Below are 15,158 nucleotides of genomic sequence, written 5' to 3' on the forward strand. Positions count from 1 at the left end.
CCTGGTTAAAAAAAGAAAAAAGTAAAAATCGAAAGGTCAACGTTCGGAAAAGGCTTCGGAAAATGTCTTGGTGATGGGCTTGGTGAGGTAGCGGAAAATCGAGTGGCTGGTGCCGCGGATGTCGATGCTGGCCGTCATGCCGGGCTGTATCTCGACGGATTTGTGCCCGGTGACCTTGTGCCGCTGCACCGGGTCGAGCTGGACTTGCACGCGGTAATAGATGTTTTCGCCGGCGCGGGTGTCTTCGGTGAGGGCGTCGGCGCTGACGTACTTCACGGTGCCGGAGAGCACGCCGTAGACGGCGTAGTCATAGGCGTCGAGCTTGACCGCGGCCGGTTGGCCGACGTGGATGCCGGCGATGTCGGCGGGCTTGAACTTGCCTTCCACCACGAGGTCGCTGCCGCTGGGGGTGAGCTCCATCACCACGTCGCCGGCCTTGACGCGCGAACCCAGGGTGGTGAAACGGATGTTGCGCACGGTGGCGTCGGCGGGCGCGCGGATTTCGGTGCGCTCAAAAGTGGTGGCGCGGTCGGCGAGCACTTGCTCCTGCGTGGCCAGGTCTTCCTCGGCCTTGGTCATTTCGGCCTGGGCGTCCTGGAAATATTTGTTGCGGCGATTGGTGATCTGCCCTTCGAGTTCGGCGACCTGTTTTTTGAGGCGGATGATTTCAACGCGGGAGATGTCGCCGCTTTTGAGCAGCGGCTCGCTGATGCCGAGCTCTTCGCGCGTGGACGCCAGCATGGATTGCAGCGCGGCGGCTTCCTGGTTGACGGCGCGCTGGCGGCGCTGGAAGAGCTCCGTCTGGTTGCTGACGAAGGCCGGAAACTGCTGCACATCGGGGGGGAACACCAGGGGCCGGCCCAGGACCTCGGCGTGCAGGCGAACCAGCGCGGCCTTGAGGGCGGCGACCTTGGCGCGGCTGTCGCTGAGCGAAGCCAGCCCCTGTTCGCGCTCAAGCATGACAAGGACTTCACCTTTTTTGACGTGGCCGCCTTCGCGCACCAGGAATTTCTCGATCACGCCGTCGTTGGTGGCTTGCACCAGCTGGGTGCGGGAGCTGGCAATCACCTGGCCGGTGCTGCGCGCGATCTGCTCGACGTCGAACCACAAGCTCCATGCCAGGAAACAACCGATGATGAGGATGAGCAGGGCGATGAGGCGTTGCGCCGAACGCAACGCCGGCGATGAGGGATATGCGGATTTCATGCGACGGCCTCCAGGGGTGCGCCGGGACGGCCAGCGGGCGCAGGTGCGGGGCGGGAACGGGCGGCGAGCTGTTGCAATACCAGCGCCTTGGGGCCGTCGATGACGACGCCGGTGGGTGAGAGGATGACCAGGCGGTCCACCAGTTGCAGCAGCGCGGGTTTGTGTGTGACGAGGATGAGCGTCTGGTCGACCTGCACGCTGGCGCGCAGTGCGGCGATGGTGCGCGACTCCAGGGTTTCGTCCATGGACGCCGTGGGTTCGTCGAGCAGCCAGACGTCGGGCGCGGCCAGCACCATGCGCGTCAGGGCGATCAGCTGCTTTTGCCCGCCCGACACGCCGGTGCCGCCTTCGGCGATGGGCATGTCGAAGCCTTTGGGGTGCGCGGCGATCACCTGACGCAGGCCGGTGAGTTCGCAGGCGGCGAGCAGGTGCTGCTCGGTCTTGCCGAGAACGCCGGTGGTGAGGTTGTCGCGCAGGGTGCCGGCGAAGAGGCGCACGTCCTGCGGGAGGTAGCCCAGGCGGTCGCTGAGATGGGGCCGGGAGATGTGCTGCAGGTCAATGCCGTCGAGTGAGACGCGGCCTTTGGAGGGCATGTACATGCCGGACAGCAGCTTGAGCAAGGTGCTCTTTCCGCTGCCGACGGGCCCGAGCAGGCCGACTTTTTCGCCGGGCTTGATGTGCAGGTTTTCGAGCTGCAACACGGTGGCGTGGCCGCGGTAGCCGAATTCGAGGCCCTGCACCGCCACCTCGCCGCGCAAGCGGTCTATGGCCAGGGGGCGTTCGACGGCGTGGTTGTCCTGTTCCAGGCTGAAGATGTGCGAGAGACTGCGCATGGCCGACTTGGCGTTGGCCCACTGGACCATCAAACCGGGTAGCATGCCGGCCGGCGTGAGCACGCGGCCGGAGATGATGGAGCAGGCGATGATGCCGCCCGCGGTGAGCGAGGTGGACGTGGAAGCGACGTAAGCGCCGGTGGCGACCAACAGCACATAGCTGATCTGCTGCAAAAAGCCGGCGTAATAGGTGGCCGAGTCGCCCAGGTGGCGCAGGCGCATGTCTTCGTCGATGTTGGTACGGGTCAGGCCGTTCCAGCGCGCGAGGAACTGCCAGCCGGCGCCGCTGGCCTTGATGGATTCCGCGCCTTCGACCGCCTCGACCAACAGGCCCAGCTTGCGGTTGGAAGCTGCCTGGCCTGAGAGCGCATGGCGCTCCATGCCGCGGCGGAAAAGAAAGCCGACGGCCAGCGCGACGATGAAAAATACCACGGGCACCGCGGCAACCAGGGGACCGCCCAAAAGGTAGATCACGGCCAGGAAAAGAATGGCAAAGGGCGTATCGACCAGCAGGTAAAGCGTGACCGAGGAAGCGAAGGAACGGATCATTTCGTAACTGCGCAACTGGGCGGAGAGCGTGCCGACGCTGGCGGGGAACTGGTCCATGCGCACGCGCAGAAGCCGCTCGAAGATGCTGTGCGAAAGATCGACGTCCATGGCGCGTACGGAATGTTCCGTGATGGTGGCGCGCGCGAATTTGGCGATCAGCTCGAGAAAAATGCCCATCACGATGCCGGCCGTGAGCGCATAGAGCGTGGACAGGCCTTGCGTGGGAATCACACGGTCGTAGACCTGCATGCTGTACAGGGAGGTCAGCAGGCCGAAGAGGTTGATGACGACGGAGGCGATGGCCGCGTGGATGAAGTAGCGCCTGTTGTCGCGCAGCGCGCCGCGGAACAACTCGCCCGCCGTGCGGTAAAGGCTGCGGCCCGTGGCGTGGCTTGCCTGGATTTCGGTGTACAGCGCGCCCGGGGGCAGGACCGTGACGTGGCGATTGCCGGAGGCGTCTTCGAGCAGCCAGCCGCCTGCGGGCGTGTGCTGATGCAGGATAAAAACGCCGACGTCGGGGTGGATGGCGACGGCAGGCAACCTTGCCGCTGCGCTGCCTTCGCCCCAGGCCTGCGAGCGCGCACCCATGGAGGCAAAAGCATAGTCAACGCAGGCGCGCAAGCCGTCGCGGTTGATACCTTGTTCCTGCGCGGCGGCGAGGCGGCTTTCGAGTTCGGCCATCATGTGCGACTGCAGGGGCCGCAAGTCCTTGACGATGTCGGGCAGGCGGCGGGCCAGCCACAGCACGTTGTGCGCGGCGGACGATGGCGTATTGGCGGGGGGCGGAGTGTTCACGGGAGCTCGCTTTCTGGAGACCACATCGGGATGCCGAGCAGCAGGCCCAGGCGGTAATAGGCGCCGACGCTGACGGCGCGGGCCTCGGCCTCCGCCTGCTCGGCCTGGGCGATCTCGCGCACGGAGTTGAGCAGGTCAATCCAGCTGCGGCGGCCGGTGACGAAAAGGCGGCGGTTGGAAGCCAGGACCTCGGTGGCGCCTTCGCGGCTGCGCTGCAGCTCGGGCAGGCGCCGCTGCGAGGATTCCAGGTCGCGCCATTCGGCCTCGACACGCTCGGTGACGTCGCGCCGGCTGGCTTCAGCCGTGCGCTGGACCGCCGCCAGGTGACGCTCCGCGGCCTCGATCTGCGAGCCCAACGAAAGGCCCGAGCCCGGCGCGTACTGCACCGATACATAGACACGGTTGCCGGGCGCGGTGGAACCCAGGTATTCACCGACCTGGCGCTCCAGCCGCAAGGAGACGGTGGGCCACATCGCGGCGCGCGTGCGGTCTATCTCGATGGCGGCGAGGCGCGTGTCGATTTCAGCGAGGCGCAGGTGGGGGTTGTCCTGCACGGCGCGCTCAAGCAGCCGCGCGAGCATGGGCGGGCGCGGTGGTGTGGCCGGCAATTCAAGCGAGCCGGGCTCCACGGGCCGGCCTGCGGCGCTGCTCAATTGGGCCAAAGCGGAATTTTCGGGCGCACGGAAGGATTCGAGGTCGGCCTGGGCCTGCGCAAGCCGCGTTCGCACCATGTTGACGTCCGTCGTGGCGGACACCTCCGCCTGGCTGCGCCGTTCAATCATGCGCAACAGGTCGTTCAAGGTGTCCACATTGCGTTGCTGCGCGACGCGGCGGCCGACGTTCAGCAGGTAAGTCTGGGCAATGCCCGCCACGCGCGTGGCCAGCGTGATCTGCGTATCCGAAATGGATTCACGCGCCTTGAGTTCGCGCACCTCGGACAGGCGTAGATCGGCGGTAAGCCGGCCGCCCGTCCAGAGTGGCTGTGTGAGGCGGAATGTGGTGGCGCTGCGCCCGGACAATGAGTCGGTCTGCACACCCGGCGCGGGGAAAAACTGCATGCGCGCGGCCTCGATCATGCTTTGCGCGGATTGCTGCTCGGAACGCGCGCTGGCCACCGTGGGGTGCGTCTCGACGGCCATTTGCAGCAGCTGGCGCAGGCCCAGGCTGGCGGTGGCTTGCGGTGCAGCCGCCGCTTGATCGGCCAGGGCATACAGCGCATCGCAGGCGACACACAGCTTGGTCATGGCAAGGTGTATGCCCTCACCTTCGGCGGCCCGGGGTGTCCCGGCTTCGGGTTGTGAATATGCGGTGCCGCAAATGCACAGAGACAGCAGTGCAAGGGCGATCAGGTTTTTCATGAGGGCACCGGGCAAGGTTGGCGACTGAATCAGTACGCCGCTGACAGCGGGCGCACCTTGGTGGCAGTGGACGCGCTAGCGCAGAACATGCAGACGGGATTGGCGGCGTTGCGGGCGGCGTTTTCAGGCGTCGCCGCCATGGCCGCGTTAGCCAGCGTTGCGTGGAACGCATCGTCGGGAGTGGCTACCGGGGCCAGCTTTTTCATCAAGGTTCTCCCGTTAAAAAGGCAAATGACCCAAGGCATTTCGACTTGAGAAGCGGACGCTGCTGAGGGTGAAACAGGTCATGAGAATTGGTGCATTAAATTAAAACCAAGTAACCAATAAAAACAAAATGTCGGGCTGGTTTTCAGCTTATCGATGCCAGTTACGAAGATGTAAGTAATAGTCCGCGCGATGACAATCTTTGTTGGCTTCTTGAAATTTCCCTCGCGCTTGTGGGTAAAAGGCATCGAGGGATAACCCCCTCCCTGCGCAGCGGGGTTTGCCAAACGGGCACGCCACAGACCTCGCCAGGAAGAAAGAAACGGGGGAACGGCCAAGGCCTCTCCCCGCCCTCTAGCGCTCGCGCAAACCTTCCTGCGCGGCCTGCACCAGCGGGCTAAGGAAGAAGGAAATCACCCGGCGTTTGCCAGTCTTGATTTCGACATGGGCCACCATGCCGAAGCCGAGCGGCACGTCGGCACCGTCCACCTCGATGCGGGTGCGCGACAGCTGCACGCGCACGGCGTAGAGCAGACCACGCTTTTCGTCGGCGATGGCGTCGCGCGAGACGTCCAGCACCACGCCGGGAATGGCGCCATAGGTGGTGTAGGGAAAGGTTTCGAGCTTGACAACGACTTCCTGGCCGGCGCGCACAAAACCGATGTCCTTGTTTTCGAGCATGGCCTCGACTTCAAGCGGGTGTTCCCCGGGCACAACGACCATCAATTGCTGGGCCGGCGTGACGACGCCGCCGACGGTGTGCAGCGCCAGCTGCTGCACGGTGCCGGCGACCGGCGACAGCAAGCGGGTCAGGGTGTCGCGTGATTGCGCCTTGCTCAACTCCTGCTCGAGCGAGGCGGCGCGCTGCTGGCCCTCCTTGAGGCTGTCAAGGGTGGCGCGGCGGATCTCGGCCTTGAAGGCTTCGCTCTGGCGGCGGCTTTCCATGACGGAGGCCTGCAGTTGCTGCACACGCTCGCGCTGCACCGAGAGTTCGCCGGACTGCTCAAGATAGGCTTGCTGGCGCTCCAGGAACGTGTGCCTGGCGACATAACCATCTTTGGCAAGGCCATCGAGGTCGGAGGCTCGCTGTCGCATCATGGGCAAGGTGGCCTGCAGTTTGGCCACCTGCTCGCGGCTGGCGCGCAGTTCGGCCTGGCGGGTGGTGATCTCCGCCTCGCTGCGCGCCAGCTTGGTGGTGTATTCGCTGTATTGCCCTTCAAGCATGCGCGCTGCTTCAGCGAGACGCCCGGCCGAAGCCTGGGGCATGGGCGGCAGGACGGGAGCGGTACCGTGGGCCATCGCGTCGAGCAGGGCGCTGGAGCGCGCGGCCTGCAGCAAGGCGGCTTCGAGTTCGGCGCGGGAACGCTCGATGTCGGCGGTTTCGGTGCTGGCGTCGAGCTCCACCAGCAGGTCGCCGGCCTTGACGGTTTGCCCGTCTTTCACATGAATGGCCTTGACCACCGCGGCGCTGAGCGGCTGCACGACCTTGGTGTAGCCGCTGGGAACGATTTTCCCGCTGGCGACCGCGACGATGTCGATCCGCCCGAACACGCTCCAGAGAACGGCTATCACGGCAAAGACGATGAGCAGCCACATGAAGACGCGTGGCGCCGCGGGCACCGGCGTTTCTTGCACGGCAAGCACGGCGGGCAGGAACTGGGCTTCGGCGGCGCTATAACCGCGGGCGTCGGATTGTTGCCGGTCTTTCCAGGCGAGCGCGAAGACGGCTTTGTAGCGCTGCAGGAGTTCGCCAATCGCGCCGAGGTGTTGCTTGAAGGCACTCATGCTCATACCCCCTGCATGCGGTGCAGATGCGCGTACTGCCCATTGGGCCGGGCCACCAGCTCGTGGTGCGGCCCCTCCTCAACGATCTGGCCCTTGTCGACCACGATGATGCGGTCGGCGTCGCGGACGGTCGAGAGACGGTGGGCAATGATGAGCACGGTGCGCCCGGCGCAGATAGCGCGCATGTTGTCTTTGAGGATGCGTTCGGACTCGTAGTCCAGCGCGCTGGTGGCCTCGTCGAATATCAGGATGCGGGGGTTGCTGATCAGCGCGCGCGCGATGGCAATACGCTGGCGCTGGCCGCCCGAGAGGGTGGCGCCATGTTCGCCCACCATGGTGTCGTAGGCCTCGGGCAACTCGATGATGAATTCATGGGCGCCGGCCAGCTTGGCGGCTTCAATGACTGCCTCCAGGGACAGCCCGGTGTTGGCCAGCGCGATGTTGTCGCGGATGCTGCGGTTGAACAGCATGTTCTCCTGCAGCACCACACCGAGCTGGCGGCGCACCGTGGTGGCGTCGGTGGTGGCGAGGTCGACACCGTCTATCAGCACCCGCCCCTGGTCGGGGATGTACATGCGCTGCACCAGCTTGGTCAGCGTGCTTTTGCCCGAGCCTGAACGGCCCACGATGCCGATGACTTCGCCGGCGGCCGCGCTGAAACTGATGCCGCGCAGCACCTGCGGCGCGTCGGGCCGGTAGCGAAAACTCACGGCGTCGAATTCAATGGCACCGTCGATCCTGGGCATGGCGCTTTTGCTGCCGGCAATTTCGGGCCGGGTATTGAGGATGTCGCCCAGGCGCTGCATGGAGATGCCGACCTGCTGGAATTCCGTCCACAGCTGCGCGAGGCGGATGACCGGCGCCGCGACGTAACCGGCGAGCATGTTGAAGGCGATGAGTTGCCCCACGGACAGTTTGCCCTCCACCACCAGTTGCGCGCCCAGCCAGATGGTGGCCACCGTGACCAGCTTGCTGACCAGTGACACGCCGTTGTTGGCCAGGGTGCCGATGGTGGCGGTGCGAAAGCCGGCCGAAACATAGGCGGCGAGCTGGTTGTCCCATTTTTGGGCCCATTGCGGCTGCACCGCCATCGACTTGACGGTGTCTATGCCGCCTATGGTTTCGACCAGGAAGGCCTGGTTTTCGGCGCCGCGGTTGAACTTCTCATTGAGGCGCGCCCGCAGGATGGGCGTGAACAGCACCGAGAGCAGCGCATAGCAGGGCAGCGAAACCACCACGACCAGCGTCAGCCAGACGCTGTAATAAAGCATCACGGCGAGGAAGACCACGGAGAACAGCAGGTCCAGCACCACTGTGATGGCGTTACCGGTGAGGAAGGACCGTATGGTTTCAAGCTCCCGGATGCGGGCGACGGAATCACCGACGCGCCTGGCCGTGAAGTAGGCCATGGGCAGGTTCAGCAGGTGGCGAAAGAGCCGAGCGCCGAGTTCCACGTCGATGCGGCTGGAGGTGTGGGCGAAGACGTAGCTGCGCAAGCCCGTGAGTACGACGTCGAACACCGAGATGACCAGCAGGCCTATGCACACGACGTGCAGTGTGGTCAGGCCGTTGTGTACCAGCACCTTGTCCATCACGACCTGGAAAAACAGCGGCGTGACAAGCATGAAGAACTGGAGCACGAAGGAGACCAGCAACACCTCGAGCAAGGCGCGGCGGTATTTGACGACAGCGGGAATAAACCAGCTGAAATCGAACTTGGCCAGGTCGCCGGCCAGCGAGGCGCGGGACGTGATCTGGATCAGGTCGCCGGACCAGCGCTCCTGGAGCGCCGCCATGTCCACGATCTGCGGCCCCGAGGCGCCGGGCTCCTGAATCAGTGCTTTGCCCTGGTCGACTCGCGCGATGATAAAGAAGCGGCTATCTTTGGCGATAGCGATGGCCGGCAGCGCCGCCATTGCCAGCCGGGCGGGCGAGGGGCGCCTGCGTGCCGCCACCAGCCCAAGGCTTTTGGCGGCATTGAGGATGTCAACGGCATCCAGGGGCATTCCGCCCTGGCTGAATTCGTGCTTCAGTTTTTCCGGATCGGCGGCCACCGCATGGAACTGGGAAAGCATCACGAGGCAGGCCAGACCCGTGTCAATGGGTTCATGTGCTGATGCATTCGCAGTGTCGGCGCCTGGCCCGGCGTGCGATTCGCCCAACGGCGGGATGGATGTAAAAGTATTCATGACTGCCCGCTCTGGTGATCACCGGCCGGCCCGCTGAAAGTAGAAAGAAGCCGAATGCGCAACGACATTCAGGGCACCTTTTTACAAAGCAGCCGCAAACCGAAATCAGTCTTCAGGTTTCCGTGGTATCTGGTGAAATCAAACAGGTGCTTTGCGCCACATCGCTACTTCCTTGGTGGTACATCGCTTTGGTGTCGAGCATAAATAAGGCCGCAAAATTTGAAGCGCGGCATTGTCTTCTTAAGGACAATGTTTGGACGATTTATGGAGAACCCTGATTCGATTAGCGGTTGGCAAGGCCCATTCCCGTAGGTTGGAATCGGGAGAGCAGCTTGTGCTTGGGCGCCAATGGGCAAGGCCAGGCGCTGGCCGTGAAAAGACCGTTGAAGGCGGAAGGGTTCAAGCCGCCTGCCGTGAGCGCGGCACCGCTGCCCGTCGCGCGCGGCTCACGGATCCGGTGCAAAGAATCGCGGCAGCCGCCTTTCGGTGGCGGGCCTTCCGGGAAGTCAGGTCTTGGCCGGCCGGAAGAGAGGCGGCACGTAGCCCCCCGTGGCGCTACACCTTGGCGGCTTCTTCCATCAGCAATAGAAGTTCTTCCAGGGTAGGCTTGGTGACGCCCATTCGGGCCTGGCGCTGGGTACGCGAAAAGCGCAACCACGCTTCAGAAGAACGAAGCTCCAGCGTCGCATAGTTCACGCGCAGCCAGCCCGCCGCGGCGAGGTGCTGCACCAGTTCGGAGAAAACGCCCCGCGAAACACCACAAACGGAAGCGATGACCGACTGCTTGACGGGAATTTCCAGAGAGGGGCCCTCAAGCCCATGGGTGGGAGGGCGCGACGAGTTGTAGTTCAAGGCCTCGGCAAACAGCGCCAGCCCCATGACCACCCGCAGAGGCGGGCTGCCTTGTTTCATGAGCACGATCATCTCGGAATTCTGCCGGCTCCGCCACGCCATCAGCAGAGCGATGTAGCGGGAAAAATCCGGCTCGCTATGAAAGGCCGCCAGGGTGTCTTCGGCCGGTATGCTCACGGCGCGCACCGGTGTGAGACACACGTACTCCAGGCAGGACGGATATCGATTGAGCAGGGCCTCTTCGCCAAACCAGGTGCGGCGGCCGTAGACATTGACGTGGATACAGCTGCCCTCCTGCAAAGGAACGCTGGCACCCACCAACCCGGAAACGATGTAGGTCCAGGCCGCTACCTGCCCACCCTTGGGCCAGATCACCTCGCCTGCATCGTAGGCGGTCATCTTGACGCGCCGTAGCGTTTTGAGCACGCACGACTCATCAAGCCCAAGCCCTTTTAGCAGTTGGTATATATATGCGCTGGACATAGGGGAAGTACCTTTCGCGTCAAGCGAAATCCGCAAATACATTCATGGTTCTTGGTCCGCAAGGCATGGTGGCTTTACGGCCGTGCATTGAGAGGCATGGGTGTCGTGTCGACTTCCCGTGCGAACCGGCGTTGGGATCCCGATACCAGGGTGGGCAACCCCGGTGCCGCACGGAATCCCGGGGGCGGCATAAATTGCAGCAAGTCGTCCAGTTCTGCCACACAGGACAATGTTGGCAAGGCAAACAGCGACTCATGGCGGCCCGTGAGGACAACGGTTTCAGCGGCGCATTGATCGAGAATCGCTTTGAGCTGCCTCCAATCCAGGCGCGCCGCATTGATGAGCGTGACATCGGGCCAGGAGTCGGGGCCGGCCTCAGCGGCATGCCATTCGGCCCAACGCACGGCGTTGCCTTTGCTCAATCCCATCTGATCCCTCAGCACCTTGGCGAGTGAAGAGTCCTCGACCGAAAATTGGCTGAGCTCAATAAAGTACATCATTTTTAATACCCCCTTGTATGCTCCCGCTCCGGGTTCACATGCAACCACCGCTGAAAACCGCGATGAATCAAGCATAGTCAGCCCGCAGAGAATGGGGGGCCACATTGTCCGCAGGAAGGCAATGTCCACGACTTTTTAAGATTACGCGTGAAGTGGTTCTCGAAAGTGCACATCTGAAGTCATTCTTCAACAGGGCGAGGCACTTCGCGCCTTGAAGCGGCCTCAGGGTAAACCAGAGCTTCGCGGCAAAGGTCTTCGACGGGGTTAGCGGTCACCACCAAACACCCGCCTGCCGCCGTCGCTGGTTCACAGCCGGATACCCCACGCGAACGGATCGTCGTCTTCAATCAGCAGTGTGGCCTCCGCGCTCATGTGGGCCCGGCCGCGCAGATGCGGGATAAGCCGACCCTCCTCCATGACATAACCGGCTTCGAACCGGCTGCCGATGATGCTGGCCTGGCGCCAGACCTCTCCGGGCGCAAGCTTGCCATCCGCGGCCAGGCAGGCGATCTTGGCGCTGGTGCCGGTGCCGCAGGGAGAACGGTCGTAGGCCTTGCCGGGGCACAGGACGAAGTTGCGGCTGTCCGCGCCTTCATCATCCTTCGCGAACAGTTCAATGTGGTCGATCTCCGCGCCACCGGCACCGGTAATGCCCTGGGCTGCCAGTGCTTCGCGCAGCAACACGCTGTAGGCGGTCAACACATCCAGGTTGTCGCTCGCCACGCGCTGACCGTGCGCATTCACCAGAAAGAACCAGTTGCCGCCCCAGGCCACATCGCCGTGCACCGTGCCGTGGCCCGGCACCTCGACGGCGACTTGATGCAGATGCCGCCAGGCGGGCACGTTGCGCACGCTCACGGCGCCATCGGCATGCAGCGTCGCAGTGACCGTGCCGACGGGCGTTTCGATGCGATGCTCCCCAGGCGCAATCAGTCCCAGGTACGCCAGTGACGCCACCAGCCCGATGGTGCCGTGGCCGCACATGCCCAGGTAGCCGGTGTTGTTGAAGAAGATCACGCCGGCGGCGCTGGCCGGATCCACCGGCTTGCACAGGAGTGCGCCCACAATCACGTCGCTGCCGCGCGGCTCCAGTACGGTGGCGGCCCGCCAGTCGTCGTGCTGCCCCACCAACAAGGCACGCCGCTCGGCCATGCTTCCGTTGCCCAGGTCGGGAAATCCATCCACCACCAGACGCGTTGGTTCGCCGCCGGTATGGGAGTCGACCACCTTGATTCGTTTCATGCAAGCTCCGTGTTGAGTTCATTGACTAGCTTACTTCGCCGGCCGCGGGGAGTGCCAGCGAACGGTACCGAGTCTCGGGGCCTCGCATAGATAGCAACGGCGATAAAAGGCCTGGCCGACAGCGTATTCCATGCGAATTCTTGAAACAGAAGAAGCAAGTTAATTGAGTATTAATATATTAACTAGATATTAAAATTTGCATCATAGGTATTAAAGCGCTTGCCAAGCCGTCTTTTTTGCGCTGGGGAGGAAATTTGACGAGGAATGGTTGCCAGGCGCCCGCCATGCGGCAATGCGGCGATGGCCCGTCACGACTCCAGGCAACCGTGTCCGCCTATCCCGATGACGCCGATGACGTGCCGGGCAAAACCTTCGAGGCGAGCCGCAGGCCGTTGCTGCTGCGCGATACGATGCTCAGGCGTGGACGCTCGATATCCTGCGGGATCGCGCGGTGGACCTGGAAAACCCGTAGGTATCCAGGATGTGAAGGAGATCGTCCTGCGCGAAATGCGCGCCGAGGTACAGCGGGCTGATGGAAGAAAGATGATGGCGGAAGAAATCCACCGCGGCCCGTCTGCTGGCGACCGGTATCACGGCGGCCGTCTGAAGCTCCGCCATCTGCGCCAGGAAATCATCCATGGCGGCAAAGTCCGCGTGCATATGCCGATCGCACAGCCGGATAAAAACGAGGTGGTGTCTGAACGCCTCGATCGCTGAAGGCGCGCCCGGCAACGTCGTGCTGTCCACGCGTGCAACAGGTGTCAAAGGAGCCGCCATTTGCAGGCGGCTGCGAAGGACGTCAACTTCCAGTTCATTGAACCCGGCTAGCAAAACACGGGCGCCAATGCCTTTGAACAAGGCATGGATCGCGAAAGAGTCTCTGGCACTCATAGTGGGGTCCTCTCCCTCATCAAGGCTGGGCGTAGGTTTCGGTATCCGGGCGAGCCGCTCCAGATAACCGGATCACAGTGTCAGAGAGAACACCCAAAAAGGAAGGGGACTTTGTATGCCTGCAGACAAACCTTGCTCGAAATCTGAATTTTCTGGGATTTATTTACGCGCGGTGTGCGTCCAGGTCGATTACCGCAGGGCAAAGCCGCAAAAAATATTCCTGTTGCCGACATTGATTGTCCGGCGCAGAACATTGTTGGCTTGTTTACACCGACCCAATTCCTACAATGCCCAAGACGCTTTGGCGTTCCTTGTTCTCATCCCAGACAAGGCTGCCTCCAGGCAGTTCGAGCCCCTGCAGTGACCTCTGCTGCAGGGGCTTTTTTTATTGCTTGAAGCGGTGCCTCCAACACCAGGCAGCCCTCTTCGCGCCGGTAATGCACCCTTTTTGTATTCCACTGTATCCACACGTCCCCGCGATACCCGGCCTTACGCACCGGCCCCTGGCAAGACACACGGGTGATACCTCGCGGCATTCCAATGCCTGCATCGGCTGCTGATTTCCTTCAGCGCCGGGTTTCATCCACTTCACCAAGGACCCGACCATGAACGCTCGCCGTCAATTTCTGGCCACCGCCGCCGTCGCGACAGCCGCCGCCTGTGCAACGCCCTACGCCTCGGCCTTCTTTTCGCTGGGCCGCGCGTCTTCGGTGGCGCCGGAGTTCGCCGGCATAGACACCTGGTTGAACTCGGCGCCGCTGCGCATGGCCGACCTGCAGGGCAAGGTGGTGCTGGTCGATTTCTGGACCTACACCTGCATCAACTGCCTGAACCACCTGCCTTCCGTGAATTCCTGGCATGAGAAGTACAAGGACAAGGGCCTGGTGACCGTCGGCGTGCACACCCCTGAGTTCGCCTACGAAAAATCGACGAAGAACGTGCAGTCGGCCATAGCCCGCCTGGGCATCAAACATGCCGTGGCCCAGGACAACAGCTACACGATCTGGCGCGCCTTCAACAACAACTACTGGCCGGCCGTCTACCTGATCGACAAGAAGGGGATGATCGTTTACAGCCACTTCGGTGAAGGCCGCTACGCCGAGACCGAAAAGACGATTCAAGCGCTGCTAGCCCAATAAGAGGCTCTTCGCCCGAACCAGAGCGCAAAATGCCGGGATCACGAATTTCGCCAGGACCTTGCCATGCAGCAGCCAGACCACATCCTCATCGTTGACGACGACCGCGAAATCCGGGAATTGCTGGGCAGCTACCTGGAAAAAAACGGCCTGCGCGTCACCAAGGTGGAGTCTGGCCGCCACATGCGCGCCGCGCTGGAAGACGTGGCGGCGGACCTGATCGTGCTGGACCTGATGCTGCCCGGCGAGGACGGCCTGACCTTGTGCCGCGACCTGCGCGCCGGCAAGTTCAAGAACATCCCCATCCTGATGCTGACCGCGCGCAACGAGGAAGCCGACCGCATCCTGGGCCTGGAGATGGGCGCGGACGACTACCTGGCCAAGCCTTTCGCGGCGCGCGAGTTGCTGGCGCGCATACGCTCGGTGCTGCGCCGCACCCGCATGCTGCCGCCTAACCTGCAGGTGGAAGAACCCTCCCATATGCTGAGCTTCGGTGAATGGCAACTCGACACCACGGGCCGCCACCTGCTCGACGCCAGCGGCACGCTGGTCCCGCTGAGCGGCGCCGAATACCGCCTGCTGCGCGTGTTCCTGGATCACCCGCAGCGCGTGCTCAACCGCGACCAGCTGCTGAACCTCACGCAAGGCCGCGACGCCGAATTGTTCGAGCGCTCCATAGACCTGCTGGTCAGCCGCCTGCGCCAGCGCCTGGGCGACGGCGCGCGCGAGCCGCGTTATATCAAGACGGTGCGCAGCGAGGGCTATGTGTTCAGCGCCTCGGTGCAGGGCCGGGCGGACGCGGCATGACAACGGTGCCCTCTCCGCATCCGCAATCGCGCGCATGGCCGCGCTGGCCGCAAAGCCTGTTCGCCCGCCTGATGCTGATCCTGCTGCTGGGCATCCTCGCCGCGCAGGCCATGTCGTATCTGCTGGTGATGTACGAACGCGGCCTGGTGGGCCGCGACCTGATGCTGGACAACCTGGAAAAAGACATCACCAGCTCCGTCGCCATCTTGGACCGGGTGCCGGCGGCCGAGCGCGCCGCCTGGCTGCCCTTGATAGACCGCAAGAACTATCGCTACCAGCTGGACGGCGGCATCACCGAACAAGGCAGCGACAACGAGATTGCCGCACG

The 15,158-nt window shown here is 63.2% G+C and carries 12 protein-coding genes and 1 pseudogene; 3 read left to right on the forward strand and 10 right to left on the reverse strand.

The features are described 5' to 3' along the window. Positions 1-36 precede the first annotated feature (36 nt). From ACLV8F_RS08795 to ACLV8F_RS08840, 10 genes are all read right to left on the reverse strand, one after another. Entirely contained in the window at positions 37-1,206 is a 1,170-nt protein-coding gene (locus tag ACLV8F_RS08795) for an HlyD family efflux transporter periplasmic adaptor subunit (RefSeq protein ID WP_411883854.1), read from the reverse strand. After that, positions 1,203-3,383, reverse strand: a complete 2,181-nt coding sequence (locus ACLV8F_RS08800; protein ID WP_411883855.1) for an ATP-binding cassette domain-containing protein — start codon at positions 3,381-3,383, stop codon at positions 1,203-1,205. Before ACLV8F_RS08800 ends, ACLV8F_RS08795 begins: the two co-directional genes overlap by 4 nt. Continuing rightward, positions 3,380-4,627, reverse strand: coding sequence for a TolC family protein (locus ACLV8F_RS08805; protein ID WP_411883856.1), 1,248 nt, complete (start codon positions 4,625-4,627; stop codon positions 3,380-3,382). Before ACLV8F_RS08805 ends, ACLV8F_RS08800 begins: the two co-directional genes overlap by 4 nt. Positions 4,628-4,770: 143 nt before the next feature. Next, positions 4,771-4,947 carry a hypothetical protein gene (locus tag ACLV8F_RS08810; RefSeq protein WP_411883857.1) on the reverse strand — a complete coding sequence of 59 codons (177 nt, stop codon included), beginning with the start codon at positions 4,945-4,947 and terminating at the stop codon, positions 4,771-4,773. Between the two features lie 352 nt (positions 4,948-5,299). After that, entirely contained in the window at positions 5,300-6,730 is a 1,431-nt protein-coding gene (locus tag ACLV8F_RS08815; RefSeq protein WP_411883858.1) for an HlyD family type I secretion periplasmic adaptor subunit, read from the reverse strand. Between the two features lie 2 nt (positions 6,731-6,732). Continuing rightward, a complete protein-coding gene (locus tag ACLV8F_RS08820) occupies positions 6,733-8,919 on the reverse strand; it encodes a type I secretion system permease/ATPase (RefSeq protein ID WP_411883859.1) in 2,187 nt (728 codons plus the stop codon). 555 nt (positions 8,920-9,474) lie between these two features. Next, positions 9,475-10,170: a Crp/Fnr family transcriptional regulator gene (locus ACLV8F_RS08825; RefSeq protein WP_411883860.1), complete on the reverse strand. Its 696-nt coding sequence runs from the start codon at positions 10,168-10,170 to the stop codon at positions 9,475-9,477. A 158-nt stretch (positions 10,171-10,328) separates the two neighbouring features. Beyond that, the gene (locus ACLV8F_RS08830) at positions 10,329-10,829 is read right to left on the reverse strand and encodes a hypothetical protein (protein ID WP_411883861.1); all 501 of its coding nucleotides are present in this window, start codon (positions 10,827-10,829) and stop codon (positions 10,329-10,331) included. 231 nt (positions 10,830-11,060) lie between these two features. Then, on the reverse strand, positions 11,061-11,996 hold the full coding sequence (locus ACLV8F_RS08835; RefSeq protein ID WP_411883862.1) for a 4-hydroxyproline epimerase: 936 nt from the start codon (positions 11,994-11,996) through the stop codon (positions 11,061-11,063). 414 nt (positions 11,997-12,410) lie between these two features. After that, positions 12,411-12,887, reverse strand: a complete 477-nt coding sequence (locus ACLV8F_RS08840; RefSeq protein WP_411883863.1) for a hypothetical protein — start codon at positions 12,885-12,887, stop codon at positions 12,411-12,413. Between the two features lie 605 nt (positions 12,888-13,492). Between ACLV8F_RS08840 and ACLV8F_RS08845 the strand changes: the two genes are divergently transcribed. The 3 genes and pseudogenes from ACLV8F_RS08845 to ACLV8F_RS08855 form a co-directional block, all read left to right on the forward strand. Then, positions 13,493-14,026 (forward strand): thioredoxin family protein, encoded by a 534-nt coding sequence (locus ACLV8F_RS08845; protein WP_411883864.1) that lies wholly within the window; start codon positions 13,493-13,495, stop codon positions 14,024-14,026. Between the two features lie 63 nt (positions 14,027-14,089). Further along, positions 14,090-14,830 (forward strand): response regulator, encoded by a 741-nt coding sequence (locus ACLV8F_RS08850; RefSeq protein ID WP_411883865.1) that lies wholly within the window; start codon positions 14,090-14,092, stop codon positions 14,828-14,830. Beyond that, positions 14,827-15,158: pseudogene (locus ACLV8F_RS08855) on the forward strand (two-component sensor histidine kinase); the annotation flags it as partial. The gene ACLV8F_RS08850 and the pseudogene ACLV8F_RS08855, both read left to right, overlap by 4 nt.

Source organism: Polaromonas sp. YR568, from assembly GCF_943369675.1.
In the GTDB taxonomy this organism is placed as follows: Bacteria; Pseudomonadota; Gammaproteobacteria; order Burkholderiales; family Burkholderiaceae_C; genus Polaromonas.

Bases quoted from the DNA above. Each gene is read 5' to 3' on its own strand.
- ACLV8F_RS08795 (WP_411883854.1), bottom strand. From the start codon at position 1,206: ATGAAATCCGCATATCCCTCATCGCCGGCGTTGCGTTCGGCGCAACGC.
- ACLV8F_RS08805 (WP_411883856.1), bottom strand. From the start codon at position 4,627: ATGACCAAGCTGTGTGTCGCCTGCGATGCGCTGTATGCCCTGGCCGAT.
- ACLV8F_RS08810 (WP_411883857.1), bottom strand. From the start codon at position 4,947: ATGAAAAAGCTGGCCCCGGTAGCCACTCCCGACGATGCGTTCCACGCA.
- ACLV8F_RS08815 (WP_411883858.1), bottom strand. From the start codon at position 6,730: ATGAGTGCCTTCAAGCAACACCTCGGCGCGATTGGCGAACTCCTGCAG.
- ACLV8F_RS08820 (WP_411883859.1), bottom strand. From the start codon at position 8,919: ATGAATACTTTTACATCCATCCCGCCGTTGGGCGAATCGCACGCCGGG.
- ACLV8F_RS08825 (WP_411883860.1), bottom strand. From the start codon at position 10,170: ATGACCGCCTACGATGCAGGCGAGGTGATCTGGCCCAAGGGTGGGCAG.
- ACLV8F_RS08830 (WP_411883861.1), bottom strand. From the start codon at position 10,829: ATGCTTGATTCATCGCGGTTTTCAGCGGTGGTTGCATGTGAACCCGGA.
- ACLV8F_RS08835 (WP_411883862.1), bottom strand. From the start codon at position 11,996: ATGAAACGAATCAAGGTGGTCGACTCCCATACCGGCGGCGAACCAACG.
- ACLV8F_RS08840 (WP_411883863.1), bottom strand. From the start codon at position 12,887: ATGAGTGCCAGAGACTCTTTCGCGATCCATGCCTTGTTCAAAGGCATT.
- ACLV8F_RS08845 (WP_411883864.1), top strand. From the start codon at position 13,493: ATGAACGCTCGCCGTCAATTTCTGGCCACCGCCGCCGTCGCGACAGCC.
- ACLV8F_RS08850 (WP_411883865.1), top strand. From the start codon at position 14,090: ATGCAGCAGCCAGACCACATCCTCATCGTTGACGACGACCGCGAAATC.